This window comes from Polaromonas sp. P2_G11 (assembly GCF_056403595.1).
The window spans coordinates 198,870-213,663 of record NZ_JBFUFE010000004.1 but is presented as its reverse complement, the minus strand read 5'-3'; the positions used below and the strand labels follow the sequence as shown (position 1 = coordinate 213,663).

Here is a 14,794-nt window from a genome sequence, read left to right as displayed (position 1 = left end):
TGCAGTTTTATATGCCAATAGTGCCTGTGGCCCAATGGGGGCTTGCGCCAGCAGCTATAAAAATCATAGCAAACAATCTTCTTTCGACATGAAACCCGACAACGTCCTCATTCTTCCCGGCTGGAAAAACAGCGGCCCCGGCCATTGGCAAACGCTGTGGGAGGAGGCCGACGGCTACACCCGCGTGGAGCAGCACAGCTGGATGCACCCGCTGCGCGGCGACTGGACGGCGCGCCTGGAAGAGGTGCTACTGTCCTGCGACGAACCAGCGGTGCTGGTGGCGCACAGCCTGGGCTGCATGCTGGTGGCGGCCTGGGCCAGCCACTCCAGGAACATTCACCGCGTCAAAGCCGCGCTGCTGGTGGCTCCACCCGACATTGACCGCGAGGACGTGCGCGAGCTGCTGCCCAGCTGGTCGCCAGCGCCGCTGAACAAACTGCCGTTTGAGAGCGCGCTGTTTGCCAGCAGTGACGATCCTTTCTGCGCGATCCAGCGGGCGCGGCAATTCGCGGCCGCGTGGGGCTCTACCTTTGTGGACGCCGGACCTTGCGGGCACCTGAATGCCGAGAGCGGCCTGGGCGGCTGGCCCGAAGCGTACCTGCGGCTGCTGCAGCTCAAGGAGCTGACTTCACCGGCCATTGAACCTTCACCCGGCATCACCCCTGGCCCATGACCTCATTTTTTTACCAACGCGCGCGCTACCTGCAACTCGCCCTGATAGTGCTGGCGATATGGGCGAGTGGTTCTCTGCATGCCGAGCCGGATGAAGAGCTGCTTGGAAAATCGCAAAATTATCCGCTGGGCAACGTGAACAACTGGCAGCTCAACCCTTACCGCGTTGGCTCCTGGTCAGCGCTCGACAAAGTGCCCGGGGTGCGGACCCGCGTGGTCGGGCACCCGGCCGAGGCCAGCCCCTTGCCGCGCGCAGCCAGCCCGGCGGCGGTCAGCTACCGCTACAAAAACACGAACTACACGCTGGCCGACTACCTGGACCGCCAGCGCGCCACCGGCCTGCTGATCCTGAAAAACGGCGAGATCATCGCCGAGCACTACCGCTACGGCCGCAAGGATGACGCGCGCTTTTTGTCCTTCTCCATGGCCAAGAGCGTGACCTCGCTGCTGGTCGGCAAGGCGCTCTCGCTGGGGCTGATCGCTTCGCTTGACGACCCCGCCGAGAAATACGCCAAAGACCTTGCCGGCAGCCCCTATGGCGCCACCACAATTCGCCAGCTGCTGCGCATGAGTTCGGGCCTGACGTTTACCGAACGCTATGACGGCAAGGACGATATTGCCCGGCTCGCCCGCGCTTCTGCCGGAACGCCGGGCGCCGGCATGCCGCTGGATGTGCTCAAGTCCATCACTGACCGGCATTCGCCGGCCGGTGAAAAATTCGTTTATGCCGGCTCCGAGACCGACGTGTTGGGCCGCGTGGTGGTGGCCGCCATCGGCAAGAACATGTCCGAGCTCACCACCGAGTGGCTGTGGAAGCCCATGGGCGCCGAACATGATGCCTTCTGGCGCATCTCCGCCGACGGGCAGGAGCAATCCTACGGCGCCTTCAACGCCACCCTGCGCGACTGGGCGCGGCTGGGCCAGTTGCTGGCCAATGACGGCCGTGCCATCGACAAGGCGACCGGCAAACCCGGCGCATTGCAGGTCTTGCCGCTGGACTACCTGCTGGACGCCACGGATCCGGCGCGCCAGCCGCCTGCGTTCAAGCCGCGCAAGGCCACGCCTTACTTTGGTTATGGCTACCAGTTCTGGCTCATGCCGCTGCGGGCACGCACTTTTGCCATGCAGGGCATCCACGGCCAGACGGTGTATGTGCAGCCGTCCACCGGCATTGTGATGGTGCTCACCTCGGTGTGGGAACAGGCCAGCGGCAAACAGGATGCACAACCTTATGAAGAGCGCGACGCCCTCTGGCGCGGCGTGCTGCAATCTCTGGGCGGGGACCTCACGCCCGGCTCGCAATGACGAATTGAAAGAAAGATAAAACCATGGTCACCAAAAAACCCAAAGGCCTGGGCCGCGGGCTCGAAGCACTGCTCGGCCCCAAGGTCAGCGAAAGCGCGACGGACGCGGAGAACGCCAGCAGCACAGCCAACAGCCCGGGCCTGCCGGCCTCGCTGCGCCTCAGTGACATGGTCGCCGGCCAGTACCAGCCGCGCACCCGCATGGACGAAGGCGCGCTCTACGAGCTGGCCGAGTCCATCAAGGTGCAGGGCATCATGCAGCCCATCCTGGTCCGCCGGCTGACCAGCGGCGCCAACGACGGCAAGTACGAAATCATCGCCGGCGAACGGCGCTTTCGTGCGGCCAGGCTGGCCGGGCTGGACGAGGTGCCGGTGCTGGTGCGCGACGTGCCCGACGAGTCGGCCGCCGCGATGTCGCTGATCGAAAACATCCAGCGCGAAGACCTCAACCCACTCGAAGAGGCCCACGGCCTGCAGCGCCTGGTCAAGGAATTCGGCCTCACGCACGAGCTCGCCGCGCAGGCCGTCGGCCGCTCGCGCAGCGCTGCTTCCAACCTGCTGCGGCTTTTGAATTTGGCTGATCCGGTGCAAACGATGCTGATGGCGGGCGACCTGGACATGGGCCATGCGCGGGCCTTGCTGGGCCTGGACCGTGCCGCGCAGATCACCGCGGCCAACCAGATCTCGGCCAAAAAAATGTCGGTGCGCGAGGCCGAAAGCCTGGTCAAAAAACTCAGCGCCGAGTTTTCGCTAAAGCCGCAAAAAGCCACCAAGGAAAAGTCCCGCGACACACGCCGTGTGGAAGAAGAACTCGCCGACCTGCTGATGGCCAATGTGGAAGTGCGCATCAAAAAGCAGGTCAAGCGCAACGGCCGGCGCGAAGACATGGGCGAGGTGGCCATCCAGTTCGCTTCGATGGACGAGCTCAACGGATTGATCGAGCGCTTGCGCGGCAACAAGTAGACTGTTTGGGTTATTTTTCGCCGGTGAATCGGTCGGTGATACTCAAGATGTGAACTAATTCACGACTTTTGTGACTCTTACACGGCTTTCTCCAGAAAGCGGGTGACGGCTGGCGCCCACATGCTTATTGTTACTACATGTAATTATTTGTGTGTTTGCGTATGAATTACCTGGCGAACCGTTCTTTCCGCAGCGCTCACCTGGCCCGGTTCGGCGTTACCACCGTCTCGGACATAACAGACTGGTTCAAGCCAGGCTGGCGAGAGGGGTTTGCCGGCCTTGGCGCCTGCGCCACCCTTGCGGTGGTGATGGCCCTGGCGCCTCAGGCCGCAAAGGCGCAGCAAACCATTGAGCGCGTCAAGCTCACGGACAACGACCTCAGCTGCCAGCAGATGTACGCCGAGGCGCAGCAGATGGACACCACCATGGCCCTGGCTGGCCCGGGCCTGCCGGTTCTCAGCGCAGCGCCCGCGGCCGCCATGCCCGGTGGCGCGCTCACGCTGGCGCAAATGCATGCGCCGACCGCCGCGCTGGCCACGCAGCAAGGGCTATCGGCCCAGTACCAGCAGCAAATCGCCAACAACATGGCAGCGGCCCAGCAAAACGGGCGCAATTCCGCCGCGCCATCGCCCGCGCAGCCCAGCGGCATCGCCGGTGCGCTGGGCGCAGGGATGCTGGGCTCCTTGCTGGCGGGCACCGGTGCCGCAGCTGCAGTATCCGCCACGGCGCCGGCTCAGGGGGCTGGTGGCGGCCTGGGGGTCCAGGCCAGGGCGCGCAAAGACCACCTGACTGGTTTGTTCCTGTCCAGGGGCTGCAAGCTCTCGGAAGTGCAGAAGTAGCCCCGAAATTTTTTACCCGCGTTTTCCCCCAACCTCCATCAACCTTACCCATTGCAGGACCGGTCATGAAACAACACTCCCTTGCCGCCGCACTGGCGCTTTTCCTGGTGGCTGCCGCCGCATCTGCGCAAACCATCGAGCGCGTAAAGATGACGGACAACGACCTCTCGTGTCAGCAGATCTATGGCGAGATCGGACAGATGGACAGCGTGGTCACGCGCGCCGCCCAGTACACCGCGGCACCGGCCGCTGTAGCCCCCGCAGATGCAGGGAGTCAGGTAGCAGGAGCGGTGGTGCAAACTGCACTGGCCTCCGCAGCGGCCAATGCAGCGGCGCAGAACGCCGGCGGCTTTGGCGGATTCGGCGGCGGCCTGGGCGGCATGTTTGGCGGCATCGTGCAGCAGCTGGCAGGCAATACGGCCCAACAGGCCGCCAATAACGGCGTCGCCCAGCAGCAGGCCGCAACCGCGCAGCAACAGGCCGTTGCATTGCAGGGCCAACAGGCACAGGGCCGCAAGGAACATCTCACCAGCATGTTCCTGGCCAAGGGCTGCAAGATGAGTGATATCCAGAAGTAATTGAGCCCCCACGGTCGCTCACTTCGTGTAGCTCCCGAGGCCTTGCAGGCCGCGGCTCGCGAGACGCTTCGCCTCTGTCGCCCGTCCAAGCCTGCGCAGGCAGGCTTGGAGCCGCGGGCTCCAGCCCCTCCGGGGCCGCCCGCCTGCGGCCCGGCAAAGCCGAAAATTGGCACACCCCTATCGGGCTCACTGCGTGTAGCCCTTTTCCTCTTGCAGGGGACGGTGCCTGCGGCCCGGCAAAGCCGGTTCCGCGGCTCATGCTGGCTCGAAGATTCAGGGCGTATTCAGTGGGGGTATTCACCAGTGGGGGCCGAGGGTCCGGCTTCGCCGGCCCAAGGCGCCGCCCCCTCGAGGGGGGAACGGGCTACACGAAGTGAGCCCGGACGGGGGTGGTTATAGATCGCACTGCAAACGCGCAGTAGAGCTCGCTTCACAGCGAGAAAATCTTGCCCGGGTTCATGATGTTCTTCGGGTCGAGCGCACGCTTGATGGTGCGCATCATGTCGACCGCGCCGTCACCGGCTTCGGTTACCAGGAAATCCATCTTGTGCAGGCCAACGCCATGCTCGCCCGTGCAGGTGCCTTCAAGCGCCAGCGCGCGGGTGACCAGCTTGTGGTTCAGTGCTTCGGCTACTTCGCGCTCCTTGGGAATCGTCGGGTCGATCAAATAGCCGAAGTGGAAATTGCCGTCGCCCACATGGCCGACGAGGAAATAAGGAATGCCGCTGGCATCGACTTCGGCCACCGACTCCAGCAGGCAATCGGCCAGGCGCGAAATCGGCACGCAGGTGTCGGTGGAAATCGCGCGGCAGCCGGGCCGCGACTGGATGGCCGCGAAGTAGGCGTTGTGACGGGCGGTCCAGAGGCGCGTGCGCTCTTCCGGCGTGCTGGCCCATTCAAACGCGTTGCCGCCGTGGCCGCTGGCGAGCTCCTGCACCAGCTCGGCCTGCTCTTTCACGCTGGCGGGTGAGCCGTGAAACTCCATCAGCAGCATGGGCTCTTCGCGCAGCGTGAGCTTGGAGTGTGCATTGACCATGCGCACCGTGTTGTGGTCGATCAGCTCGACGCGCGCAATCGGAACCCCCAGCTGGATGATCTCGATGGTGGTGCGCACGGCAGCTTCGATGCTCGGAAAGGAGCACACCGCAGCGGAGATGGCTTCAGGCAGGGGGTACAGCCTGACGGTGACTTCGGTGATCACGCCCAGCGTGCCTTCGCTGCCCACCATCAGGCGCGTGAGGTCGTAGCCCGCCGATGATTTCTTGGCGCGCGTGCCGGTGCGGATGACGCTGCCGTCTGCGGTGACGACTTCCAGTGCCAGCACGTTCTCGCGCATGGTGCCGTAGCGCACCGCATTCGTGCCGCTGGCGCGCGTGGCGCTCATGCCGCCCAGGGTCGCGTCGGCGCCTGGGTCGATGGGGAAGAAGAGGCCCGTGCTTTTGACCTCTTCATTGAGCTGCTTGCGCGTCACGCCCGCCTGCACGGTAACGGTCAGGTCTTCGGCATTGATGGACAGCACCTTGTTCATGCGGCTCACGTCGATGCTGATGCCGCCCTGCACGGCCAGCAGATGGCCTTCAAGCGACGTGCCCACACCAAAGGGGATCACGGGCACGTTGAACTGGGCGGCGAGCTTGACCGCATCTGCCACGTCCTGCGTGCTTTCGGCAAACACCACGGCCGAAGGCGGCGGTGCGGCAAAGGAGGATTCGTCGCGGCCATGCTGCTCGCGCACTACCAGGGCGGTTGAGCAGCGCTCGGCAAAGCGGGCTTTCAGCGCGTCAATCAGCGCGGCAGGAGTTTCGCGCTGGCAGATTTCGGGAAGCAGGTGCGTGGGCAGGGGGGCGTTCATGGTGTCTCCGGGTCGGTGGCACAGTTTACGACGTGCGCGCCGTTTGCGCCAACGAGGCCGGAGGCCCAGCCATGACCGCTGGAGCGCCCGCATGAAGCGGGGGAGACAAAGCAGGCCGCCCCCTCAAGGGGCCATCAGGGACTGTCAGGAGCCGGTGGCCGCCTTGGTGAGCTCGGCCAGCGAGATAAAGGTGTCGTGGTTGGTATCGATCTGCTCGAAACGCTGTGCCACGGCCGGCAGGTGCTCGGCTTCCTGGCGATCAAGCTTGCCGTCCTTGTTGGTATCCGCACGGCCGAAAGCCGCCTCGACGTCCTTGCTGGTGGTGCGGTTTTGCGGTACGGCGCCCGGCGTGCCGGAAGGCGCCATCTGGGAGGGCGGGCTGGTGGGGCTTGCAGGTGAGGGAGGAGCGGTTTGGGCCCGCACGGCGCCAGCAGCGCCCATAGCCAGTGCCGCCACCAAAAGCACGCTGCGCAACTCGAAGCCGGGAATAGAATGTTTTGGATGCTGTGTTGCTGTCGTGTGCATGGTCATGCGAAGAGTCTTTCAAAGAGTGGACAAGCAGCCATTGCAACCCAGCCTGCCCGTTGCGGCCAGCAGTTTTGCAGGGTGTTTCCTCACTCACATGATGGCGTACGACGACACATTTTCTTGCCCGGCGTAACGCTTGGGCTTCATGCACTTTCACCGCGCTTCACCGCGTCTCAGACCATGGCCAACAGACTCTCACAGATCGCAACGCGCACCGGCGATAACGGCACCACCGGCCTGGGCGATAACACGCGTGTGTCCAAGGACAGCCTGCGTGTGCATGCCATGGGCGATGTCGATGAATTGAACTCGCACATTGGTGTGTTGTTGTGCGAAGAGCTGCCCCCGGGCGTGCGCGACCTGCTGGTGGAGGTGCAGCACCAGCTCTTCAACCTGGGCGGCGAACTCTCCATTCCCGGCTTTGAACTGCTCAAGCCCGAAGCCGTGGCGCTGCTGGACGACGCACTGGCCGAACACAACGCGAAACTGCCGCGCCTGGCGGAATTTATCTTGCCGGCGGGCTCGCGTGCCGCGTCGCTTGCGCATGTGTGCCGCACGGTGGCGCGCCGTGCCGAACGATCGGTGGTCGCGCTGGGTGCGGTCGAACCGGTCAAGGAGTCGCCGCGCCACTACCTCAACCGCCTGAGCGATCTGCTCTTCGTTCTGTCGCGCGTGCTCAACCGCATGAATGGCGGTGACGACGTGTACTGGAAGAGCGAACGCATGGCACAGGCCGCCGGTACGAAATAACAACAACGGCCAGCGCGGTGTTCCCGCGTGAACTGCAGCCATGCCGGCCAGCCGTTGTCTGTAAACAGGTCCCGTTCGGGTGCGGTTGGAGTCGGCGGTTTTGCTATCAATAAGATAGCTAATTGCGCGCGATCATCAAGCGTTGCAGCACTAAAACACCTCGATCTCAAGTTGCCGTCGGGTTCTGGCCAAAAAAATGGCGCTTCTAGACCCGCGTCAGCATGTGCGCCGGTAGCCAGCCGGAGAAGGCGGGCAGCAGCGCATTGATGCGCCGCGCTGCCTCTTCCTGATAGAACTGGCGGGCTATCAGCTGGAATATCTCTCCCCGCAGCTGCCAAAGGTGCTGTGCGGTGTGCGCCTCGTCGATACGCCAGCGCATGCGTTCGCACATGGGTCCCTCGCACCGTTGCAGCGCATCGTGGAGCTGATGGCGCAGCTGGTCCAGGTCCAGCGTCGATGGCTCCAGCGCACTTTCATGCGGCCGGCTGTGCAGCGACTTCATCCATGCCATGGTGGTCTTCTCATGTGGAGGGCCTTGATGCAGCTGAACGTCAGCGCATGTCAACGCACGAAGCGGCCCTCGAGGCTCACGATGGAGAGGTCCGCGAAGTCCAGCCCCGTGTGGTCGTCGGGGCTGAAGCTCACCTCCAGCCCGCCCAGGTCGAAGCGTTTCATGCCTTCCAGGGCCGCCTGCAGCGTCTCCCGCGTCGGGTTCTTGCCCGCGCGCCGCAGGCCCTCCACCAGCACCTTGGCAGCGGCATAGCCTTCCAGCATGGCCGGCGACAGCGCTATCCCCTTGGCTTTGGCCAGGTCGTTGGCTTCCTGCACCATCGTGTAGGCATAGGAGCGCTCCGCCGGGTAGACCTGCGTGACGATGACGCCGCGTGAATACTCCCCCAGCGCCTTGATGAAGCCCGCCGATGCGTTGTTGGACAAGGTGACCACGCGCACGGACGACTTGGCGGCGCGCAGGGCCCGCACCCCATCCGCCACGGCGTTGCTCGAGCCGATCCAGAGCACGGCTTGCGCATCGCTTGCCAGAATGGGTGGAACAAGCTGGTTGTAGTCGGGCTTGCTGCGGTCCGCTTTCAGGATATTGGTGGGCTTCAGCTTCGCCTGCGTAAAGCCCTTGTTGGCTCCCTCCAGCCCGTCACGGCCGAAGGAGTCGTCCGCATGCACCACAGCGATACGCTGGATGCCCAGCGTGTGCAGGTGCTCGATGGCCTTCTCGGCCTCGCGCTGGTAGGTTGCGCGCACATTGAAGACATAGCGGTTGACCGGCTGGTGCAGGATCATCGCGCCCGTGGAGGGGCCGACCAGCGGCATATGGTTGGCTAACAGTACGGGCAACACGGCTTCGGTGGGGGGCGTGCCGCGCGTCAGGAACAAGGCGACGGCGCCGCGCTCGGCCAGCTTTTGCGCGTTCTCGCCGGCGAGCTTGGGGTCGAACTTGTCGTCCAGTGACACCAGCTCCAGTTGCCGGCCTGCGATCCCGCCCCGGGCGTTCACCGCATCCAGCCACAGGCGCGCACCTTCGGTGTTTTCCTTGACGCCCGCGGCCACGGGACCCGTGAAACCGGCTGTCTGGCCGATCAAAATCTGTGCGTGTCCTGCGCCGCACAGGACGGCTGCCAGCAGCGCTGTGGCCCATCGACTTACATTACTTGTGTCCATTTGTTAGCTTTCAACCTAGTTGTGGCGAACAATACGGACGGGGCAACATAAGATCAAATACGATTCAGAGCACGCCTTAAGATAAAAAAAATATGGAGTTGGCGTTGACCGACAAGACCCGGATGTGGCTTGTAGCGCGGCTTTCCGGGCGAAAACCCGGTGAAAAGCCTGAAAAGCGTCGCTGACCACGACCGCGATAGTGCACCAGGTTCAGGCCCACTGCATGACTAATATCTGGCGCAGAGAAATTGTTGCTATTCGTAACGAAGCCGTTACAGCCATCAATGGCAATGCGCCATCACCCCGGCCGCAGCATCGCCATCGTGATGCGCGAGACACAGGTCAGTTCGCCCGCGTCATTGGTGAGCTCGATCTGCCACACCTGCGTACTGCGTCCAATGTGCACGGGCCGCGTGGTACCGGTGACCCAGCCGCTGGTGACGCCCTTGAGGTGATTGGCATTGATGTCCAGCCCGACAGCGCGGTGCCCTTCGGGTGCCGCAAAGGCCGCGCCGCAAGAGCCCAGGGTCTCCGCCAGCACCACCGATACGCCGCCATGCAGCAAGCCATAGGGTTGTACCGTGCGGCGGTCCACCGGCACGCGGGCGCGGATGAAGTCGTCACCCACCTCCAGGAATTCGATGCCCAGATGGGTGACCGCACTGTCGGCGTTGTGGTGCGTGAGCAGTTCGACGGAGATGGGCTGTTTCCAGATGCGCATGAAGGTTCTCACAGGGCTGATACCCCTCACTATAAGGTTGCGGCCTACAGCGCTTGGGCACCTTGTCGCGTAGGCTGCAGCGGCGGCCGGGCTTAAGCTGGCCGTATGAGACACACGGACCACACGCACACGGACTGCACGGACTACATGAACCTGGATTACCGGAACCGGGGCTGCCCGGCTCCATCGGTCCGATGACACGTTCGAACAAATGGCTGGCAGGGCTGCTGGGTGTCGCACTGGCCCTCGGCTTGCTGTGGTTTGCCGCACTTCGGCTGTTGCCGAGTGACGAGGAACTCGCGCAGCGCGCCGCCACCGAGCTGGAGGCGCAATTGGGCGTCAAGGTCCGTGTCGGTGCATTGCACTGGCGTTTGCTGCCTTCGCCGGCGGTGGTGATTGAAGAGGCCCGCACGGAACAGCCCCAGCCGATCCTTATTAAAAAACTCACCGTCTACCCGGACCTCTTCGCCCTGTGGCAACGCCGCGTGAAAATTGACCGTGCCGACCTGGAAGGCGCCGTGGTGCCCCAGCTGTCGCTGCGCGGGCTGGGGAAACAGCGAGAAAAAAAAGACGAGATGGCTGGCGATGAACTGCCGCTGGCGCGTTTTGTGTTTCGCGACGTGACCTGGATCTCGCGGCGCGGCATCTCTGTAGTGTATGACGGCGAGGTTGATTTCGACCCCGCGTGGCGCCCGCGCAAGGCCGTGCTGAGGCGCCCCAATGTCGAGCCCACCACCCAGCTGAGCCTGGCGCGTCAGGGCCAGGAAGACCGCTGGGACACACGCATCCGCGTGGGCGGCGGCACGGCCGATGGGGAAGTCCGGCTCGAGTTTCGTGCCAACGGGCGCATGCATCTCGAAGGCACCCTGCAGCCCCGCGATATCGAAGTTGAAAGCGCGTTGGCTGCTTTCAATCGCCGGTCTGTCGTTGCAGGCAAAGCGTCGGGTGAAACCACGCTCTCGGCCAATGGCGACACGGTGGCCGAGCTGGCGCAGTCGTTGCACACCAAAACCCCCTTTACGGTGGGCAAGTCCATGCTGCTGCGCTTTGACCTGGAAAAGGCCGTGCGCACGGCCGGCAAGGAACACGCCGGCCAGACACCGCTGGACACCATCACGGGCCAGCTCGACACGCAGAACACGCCCGAGGGCATGGTGGTGACCTACACCGGCGTGAAGGCCAGTTCGGGCGTGCTCACAGCATCGGGTGAGGCCAAAATCGCCAACCGGCAGATTGCGGGCGAGTTTGCCGTTGACCTGGTGGACGGCATTGTGGGCATCCCGCTGACAGTCAGCGGCCCGCTCGACAACGTCAAATTTTCCGTGTCGGGCGGTGCCATTGCGGGCGCTGTGGTGGGCACCGCGGTACTGCCGGGTGTTGGCACGGCCATTGGGGCCCGCATCGGCTCCACGCTGGGCAAGATTTTCAGCCCGGGCCCGGCGCAGCCTGCCAGTGCGGCGCGCAGCGGCAAGGCGCCTGCCGCACCGTCCAAATCGCGCTGAGGGCCCGATCCATCAACGGCGCCCAGTGGGTCTGGTTGCCGTCAATACCCCCATCCGATGCTGAGCTTCTGGCCCTCTGAATTTGCCACAGGTGGTTAAAATCCCGCTGAAGCAGCGCAAGCCAACACCATCATTTTTGCGGATACCCCACGTTTCAACGACCCGCATCAACCGACCATAAGGCCATCGATATGCCACAGCAGCAGTCTGCCGCTTCCAACACCGCATCGACTCCCCTGGAGCGCGCGCTTGGGCAAAACGAGGCCGTCAAGGACACCGTGGAGCAATCGGCCGCCGAGCTGATGGTGATCAACACGGTGCTCAAACAGGAACTCCCGCCGCACGTGCAGGCCGGCGAAGTGGCCCAGGCCCTGCAGAAAACCGACGCCCTCGAAACCCGCATCCAGGAATCCGCGGAAGACCTCGCGCAGGTCAATGAAACCCTGGAACAGGAAATCGGCGAGCGTGCCGACCTGGAACGCGAACTCGCCAGAACCAAAGCAGCCCTTGCCAGGGCTACCGGCCAACCCCAGGCCAAGTAAGTAACCCCCGGCGAAACCGGCTTAGCCGGCGACAAGCCGGGCCATGCCCCGGCCATTTCACAGTTGCCTGCGTGCTGTCATCAATTGGTAAGGGTTTACCCCTAGAATCATTTAACCTTAAATGATTTGCTCTGCCATTTTGGCGCGCTGCTGTGCGCCGGTTGGCGGGCGGTTTTACCCCGCAAGGTCACTCGGCCTTGTCTTTTGGCCTTCACGGCTACCCCACCTTTTGGAGATTTGCGATGCTTCGCCGCCGCTTCCTTTCGTTTGCCCCTCAAATGGCTGCCCTTGCCGCCGCTCCCGCTTTCATTCGCAATGCCTATGCCCAGGAGGGTCTGACGGCCAAGGCCATCACCATCGGCAGCACCGGTGCGACCAGCGGTCCGCTGGCCAGTGTGGGCGCCGAGCTCAAGCTGGGCGTGGACGCAGCCATGGGCCAGATCAACGCCAAGGGTGGCGTGAACGGCCGCATGCTGCAGTTCCAGATGCTGGACGATGCCTATGTGCCGCAGCGCAGCGCCGACAACGTCAGGAAGATGATCGGCGACGGCAGCATTTTTGCGCTGATGTCCTGCGTCGGCACGCCCAACAACGCCGCCATCGTGCCGGTGATTGAAGAGTCCAACCTGCCTTACGTCGGGCCGCGTTCGGGTGCGTCGTCGCTGCGCAAGCCCGGCATGCGCAACGTGTTCCATGTGCGCGCCAGCTTCACTGACGAAACCCAGCGCCTGGTGCAAAGAATCGTGAGCATGGGCATCAAGGACCTGGCCGTCGTCTACCTGGACAACGACTACGGCAAGGAGGTGGTGCTCGATGTCAACCGCGCGCTGCAGGTGCAGGGCGCCAAGGTCGCCGCGCCGGTGGCGCTGGCCGTCGACGGCAAGAACCTCAACGAGGTCGTGAACCAGGTCGTCGCGGGCAAACCCGGCGCCGTGCTGCTTGGCACCGCCGGTTCGGCATCCGTCGGCCTCATTACCGCGCTGAAGAAAGCGTCACCGATGCTGCCTGTCGCAGGCCTGAGCGTGACGTTGTCGGGCGACGGCATCAAGGCCCTGGGCGCGGCCGGTTCCGGCCTGGCGCTGACCATGGTGTTCCCTGACCCATACCGCGCCAAGCTGCAGGTGGTGCGTGACTACCAGGCCGCCATGCGCGCCATCGGCCAGCAGGAGTTCTCGCTCGGCAGCCTGGAGAGTTATATCAACACCCACGTGATGGCCGAGGGACTGGAACGCGCCGGCCGCGATGTGACGCGCGGCAAACTGCGCACCGCGCTGGCCGGCCTGCAGAAGTTCGACCTCGGCGGTTTCAGTGTCGACTATGCCGCGCCGCCGTTCGCGGGTTCGAAATTTGTCGAACTGGGCGTGCTCGGCGCAGGTGGACGTTTCCTGGGCTGATGGACCATTGATCCTGGCTGGCAGCGCCTGTTGCCGCCAGCCAGAAAAAAGCCCCGGTTGTTGGGTCAGCGGGGACTTTTGGCATTAAAAAGAAGCTAAAGCCCAATCAGGGCATGCGCAAGCAGCTATCAAATAGATAGCGATTCGTTGATCAGGGTTTGCGGCTCAGCAAGGCGTACAGCAGGATCGCACCAAAGGTCGCGGTGCCGATGCCACCCAGTGCGAACTGGCCGAACTTCAGCGTGAAGTCACCGGTGCCGAGCACCAGCGTGATGGCGGCAACAATCAAATTGCGGTTGTCTGAAAAGTCCACCTTGTTGTCCACCCAGATCTTGGCGCCGGCCACGGCAATGAGGCCGAACACCACGATGCTCACGCCGCCCATCACCGGCAGCGGAATCGCCTGGATCAGCGCGCCGAACTTGGGGCTGAAGCCCAGCACCACGGCGATCAGCGCCGCCACCACGAAGACGGCGGTGGAATAGATCTTGGTCGCCGCCATCACGCCGATGTTTTCGGCATAGGTCGTTACGCCTGTGCCACCCGCGCTACCCGATACGATGGTCGCCACGCCGTCGCCGATGAAGGCGCGGCCCATGTAGACGTCCAGGTTCTTGCCGGTCATGGCCGTCACCGCCTTGATGTGGCCGAGGTTTTCCGCCACCAGAATGATGGCGACGGGCGCAATCAGCAGCATGGCATTGGCGCTGAACACCGGTGCCGTGAAGCCCGGCAGGCCGACCCAGGCGGCATTGGCGATGCCCGACAGGTCCATCGGCTTGCCAAGGCCCAGTCCGTTGGTCAGCACCGCATAAATCACGCTCGCCACGATCAGGCCGACCAGGATCAGCAGCCGCTGCACCATGCCGCGCGTCATCACGGCTACCAGGGCCACGCTCACAAACGTCACCACCTGCATCCATGAATCGAAATTGCCGGCAGCCATGTTCTTGATGGGAATGCTGGCCAGGTTCAGGCCGATCACCGCCACCACGGCGCCGGTGACCACGGGCGGCATGAAACGTTCTATCCAGCCGGTGCCGATGGACTGCACGATGAAGCCGATCAGCGTGTACACCACGCCGCAGGCGATGATGCCGCCCAGCGCCACGCCCAGGTTGGCATTCGGCCCTTTGCCGGCATAGGCCGTGGCCGCAATCACCACACCGATGAAGGCAAAACTCGAACCGAGGTAGCTGGGCACCTTGCCGCCGGTGATGACGAAGAAGATCAGTGTGCCGATGCCGCTCATCAGGATGGCGATGTTGGGGTCAAACCCCATGAGGATGGGTGCCAGCACCGTGGCGCCGAACATCGCGATCACGTGCTGCACACCCATCACCGCGGTCTGTGGCCACGGCAGGCGCTCGTCGGGCCCGATGACGCCGCCTTGCTGCAGTACCGCGCTGTCTTTTTCTGTCCAGTCCAGCATTCCCATCATGTCTCCTCTTGTTAAAAGTGAGGCAATGCTAGGG

15 protein-coding genes are annotated in these 14,794 nt (G+C 63.7%); 9 read left to right on the top strand and 6 right to left on the bottom strand.

Features of this window, described 5'->3' with window-relative positions; all coding sequences use genetic code 11:
• Positions 1-88 precede the first annotated feature (88 nt).
• The 5 genes from AC1DWQ_RS15135 (at position 89) to AC1DWQ_RS15115 (ending at position 4,356) form a co-directional block, all read left to right on the top strand.
• A complete protein-coding gene (locus AC1DWQ_RS15135) occupies positions 89-673 on the top strand; it encodes an RBBP9/YdeN family alpha/beta hydrolase (RefSeq protein ID WP_477670384.1) in 585 nt (194 codons plus the stop codon).
• Positions 670-1,977 (top strand): serine hydrolase domain-containing protein, encoded by a 1,308-nt coding sequence (locus AC1DWQ_RS15130; RefSeq protein ID WP_477670383.1) that lies wholly within the window; start codon positions 670-672, stop codon positions 1,975-1,977. The genes AC1DWQ_RS15135 and AC1DWQ_RS15130 overlap by 4 nt, the downstream gene beginning before the upstream one ends.
• Before the next feature lie 23 nt (positions 1,978-2,000).
• The gene (locus AC1DWQ_RS15125) at positions 2,001-2,939 is read left to right on the top strand and encodes a ParB/RepB/Spo0J family partition protein (RefSeq protein WP_477656353.1); all 939 of its coding nucleotides are present in this window, start codon (positions 2,001-2,003) and stop codon (positions 2,937-2,939) included.
• Positions 2,940-3,100: 161 nt separating this feature from the next.
• A complete protein-coding gene (locus AC1DWQ_RS15120) occupies positions 3,101-3,778 on the top strand; it encodes a hypothetical protein (protein WP_477670382.1) in 678 nt (225 codons plus the stop codon).
• 65 nt (positions 3,779-3,843) lie between these two features.
• Complete coding sequence (locus tag AC1DWQ_RS15115) at positions 3,844-4,356, top strand: hypothetical protein (protein ID WP_477670381.1); 513 nt, start codon at positions 3,844-3,846, stop codon at positions 4,354-4,356.
• A 430-nt stretch (positions 4,357-4,786) separates the two neighbouring features.
• Here AC1DWQ_RS15115 and AC1DWQ_RS15110 read toward each other — a convergent pair whose 3' ends face one another.
• Complete coding sequence (locus tag AC1DWQ_RS15110) at positions 4,787-6,208, bottom strand: FAD-binding oxidoreductase (protein ID WP_477670380.1); 1,422 nt, start codon at positions 6,206-6,208, stop codon at positions 4,787-4,789.
• A 144-nt stretch (positions 6,209-6,352) separates the two neighbouring features.
• The gene (locus AC1DWQ_RS15105) at positions 6,353-6,739 is read right to left on the bottom strand and encodes an EF-hand domain-containing protein (RefSeq protein ID WP_477670379.1); all 387 of its coding nucleotides are present in this window, start codon (positions 6,737-6,739) and stop codon (positions 6,353-6,355) included.
• 177 nt (positions 6,740-6,916) lie between these two features.
• Between AC1DWQ_RS15105 and AC1DWQ_RS15100 the strand changes: the two genes are divergently transcribed.
• Entirely contained in the window at positions 6,917-7,486 is a 570-nt protein-coding gene (locus AC1DWQ_RS15100; protein WP_477670378.1) for a cob(I)yrinic acid a,c-diamide adenosyltransferase, read from the top strand.
• A 205-nt stretch (positions 7,487-7,691) separates the two neighbouring features.
• Here the strand turns inward: AC1DWQ_RS15100 and AC1DWQ_RS15095 are convergent, their stop codons facing one another.
• The 3 genes from AC1DWQ_RS15095 to AC1DWQ_RS15085 all read right to left on the bottom strand — a co-directional run bounded on the left by AC1DWQ_RS15095 (position 7,692) and on the right by AC1DWQ_RS15085 (position 9,881).
• The gene (locus AC1DWQ_RS15095; protein WP_477670377.1) at positions 7,692-7,997 is read right to left on the bottom strand and encodes a hypothetical protein; all 306 of its coding nucleotides are present in this window, start codon (positions 7,995-7,997) and stop codon (positions 7,692-7,694) included.
• A 50-nt stretch (positions 7,998-8,047) separates the two neighbouring features.
• Positions 8,048-9,160, bottom strand: coding sequence for an ABC transporter substrate-binding protein (locus AC1DWQ_RS15090; protein ID WP_477670376.1), 1,113 nt, complete (start codon positions 9,158-9,160; stop codon positions 8,048-8,050).
• Positions 9,161-9,458: 298 nt separating this feature from the next.
• Entirely contained in the window at positions 9,459-9,881 is a 423-nt protein-coding gene (locus AC1DWQ_RS15085; protein WP_477670375.1) for a hotdog fold thioesterase, read from the bottom strand.
• Positions 9,882-10,075: 194 nt separating this feature from the next.
• Between AC1DWQ_RS15085 and AC1DWQ_RS15080 the strand changes: the two genes are divergently transcribed.
• The 3 genes from AC1DWQ_RS15080 to AC1DWQ_RS15070 all read left to right on the top strand — a co-directional run bounded on the left by AC1DWQ_RS15080 (position 10,076) and on the right by AC1DWQ_RS15070 (position 13,319).
• On the top strand, positions 10,076-11,383 hold the full coding sequence (locus AC1DWQ_RS15080; protein WP_477670374.1) for a hypothetical protein: 1,308 nt from the start codon (positions 10,076-10,078) through the stop codon (positions 11,381-11,383).
• Positions 11,384-11,574: 191 nt separating this feature from the next.
• On the top strand, positions 11,575-11,925 hold the full coding sequence (locus tag AC1DWQ_RS15075) for a hypothetical protein (protein WP_477670373.1): 351 nt from the start codon (positions 11,575-11,577) through the stop codon (positions 11,923-11,925).
• 242 nt (positions 11,926-12,167) lie between these two features.
• Positions 12,168-13,319: an ABC transporter substrate-binding protein gene (locus tag AC1DWQ_RS15070; RefSeq protein ID WP_477670372.1), complete on the top strand. Its 1,152-nt coding sequence runs from the start codon at positions 12,168-12,170 to the stop codon at positions 13,317-13,319.
• A 151-nt stretch (positions 13,320-13,470) separates the two neighbouring features.
• Here the strand turns inward: AC1DWQ_RS15070 and AC1DWQ_RS15065 are convergent, their stop codons facing one another.
• A complete protein-coding gene (locus AC1DWQ_RS15065; RefSeq protein ID WP_477670371.1) occupies positions 13,471-14,757 on the bottom strand; it encodes a solute carrier family 23 protein in 1,287 nt (428 codons plus the stop codon).
• Between the last annotated feature and the right edge of the window lie 37 nt (positions 14,758-14,794).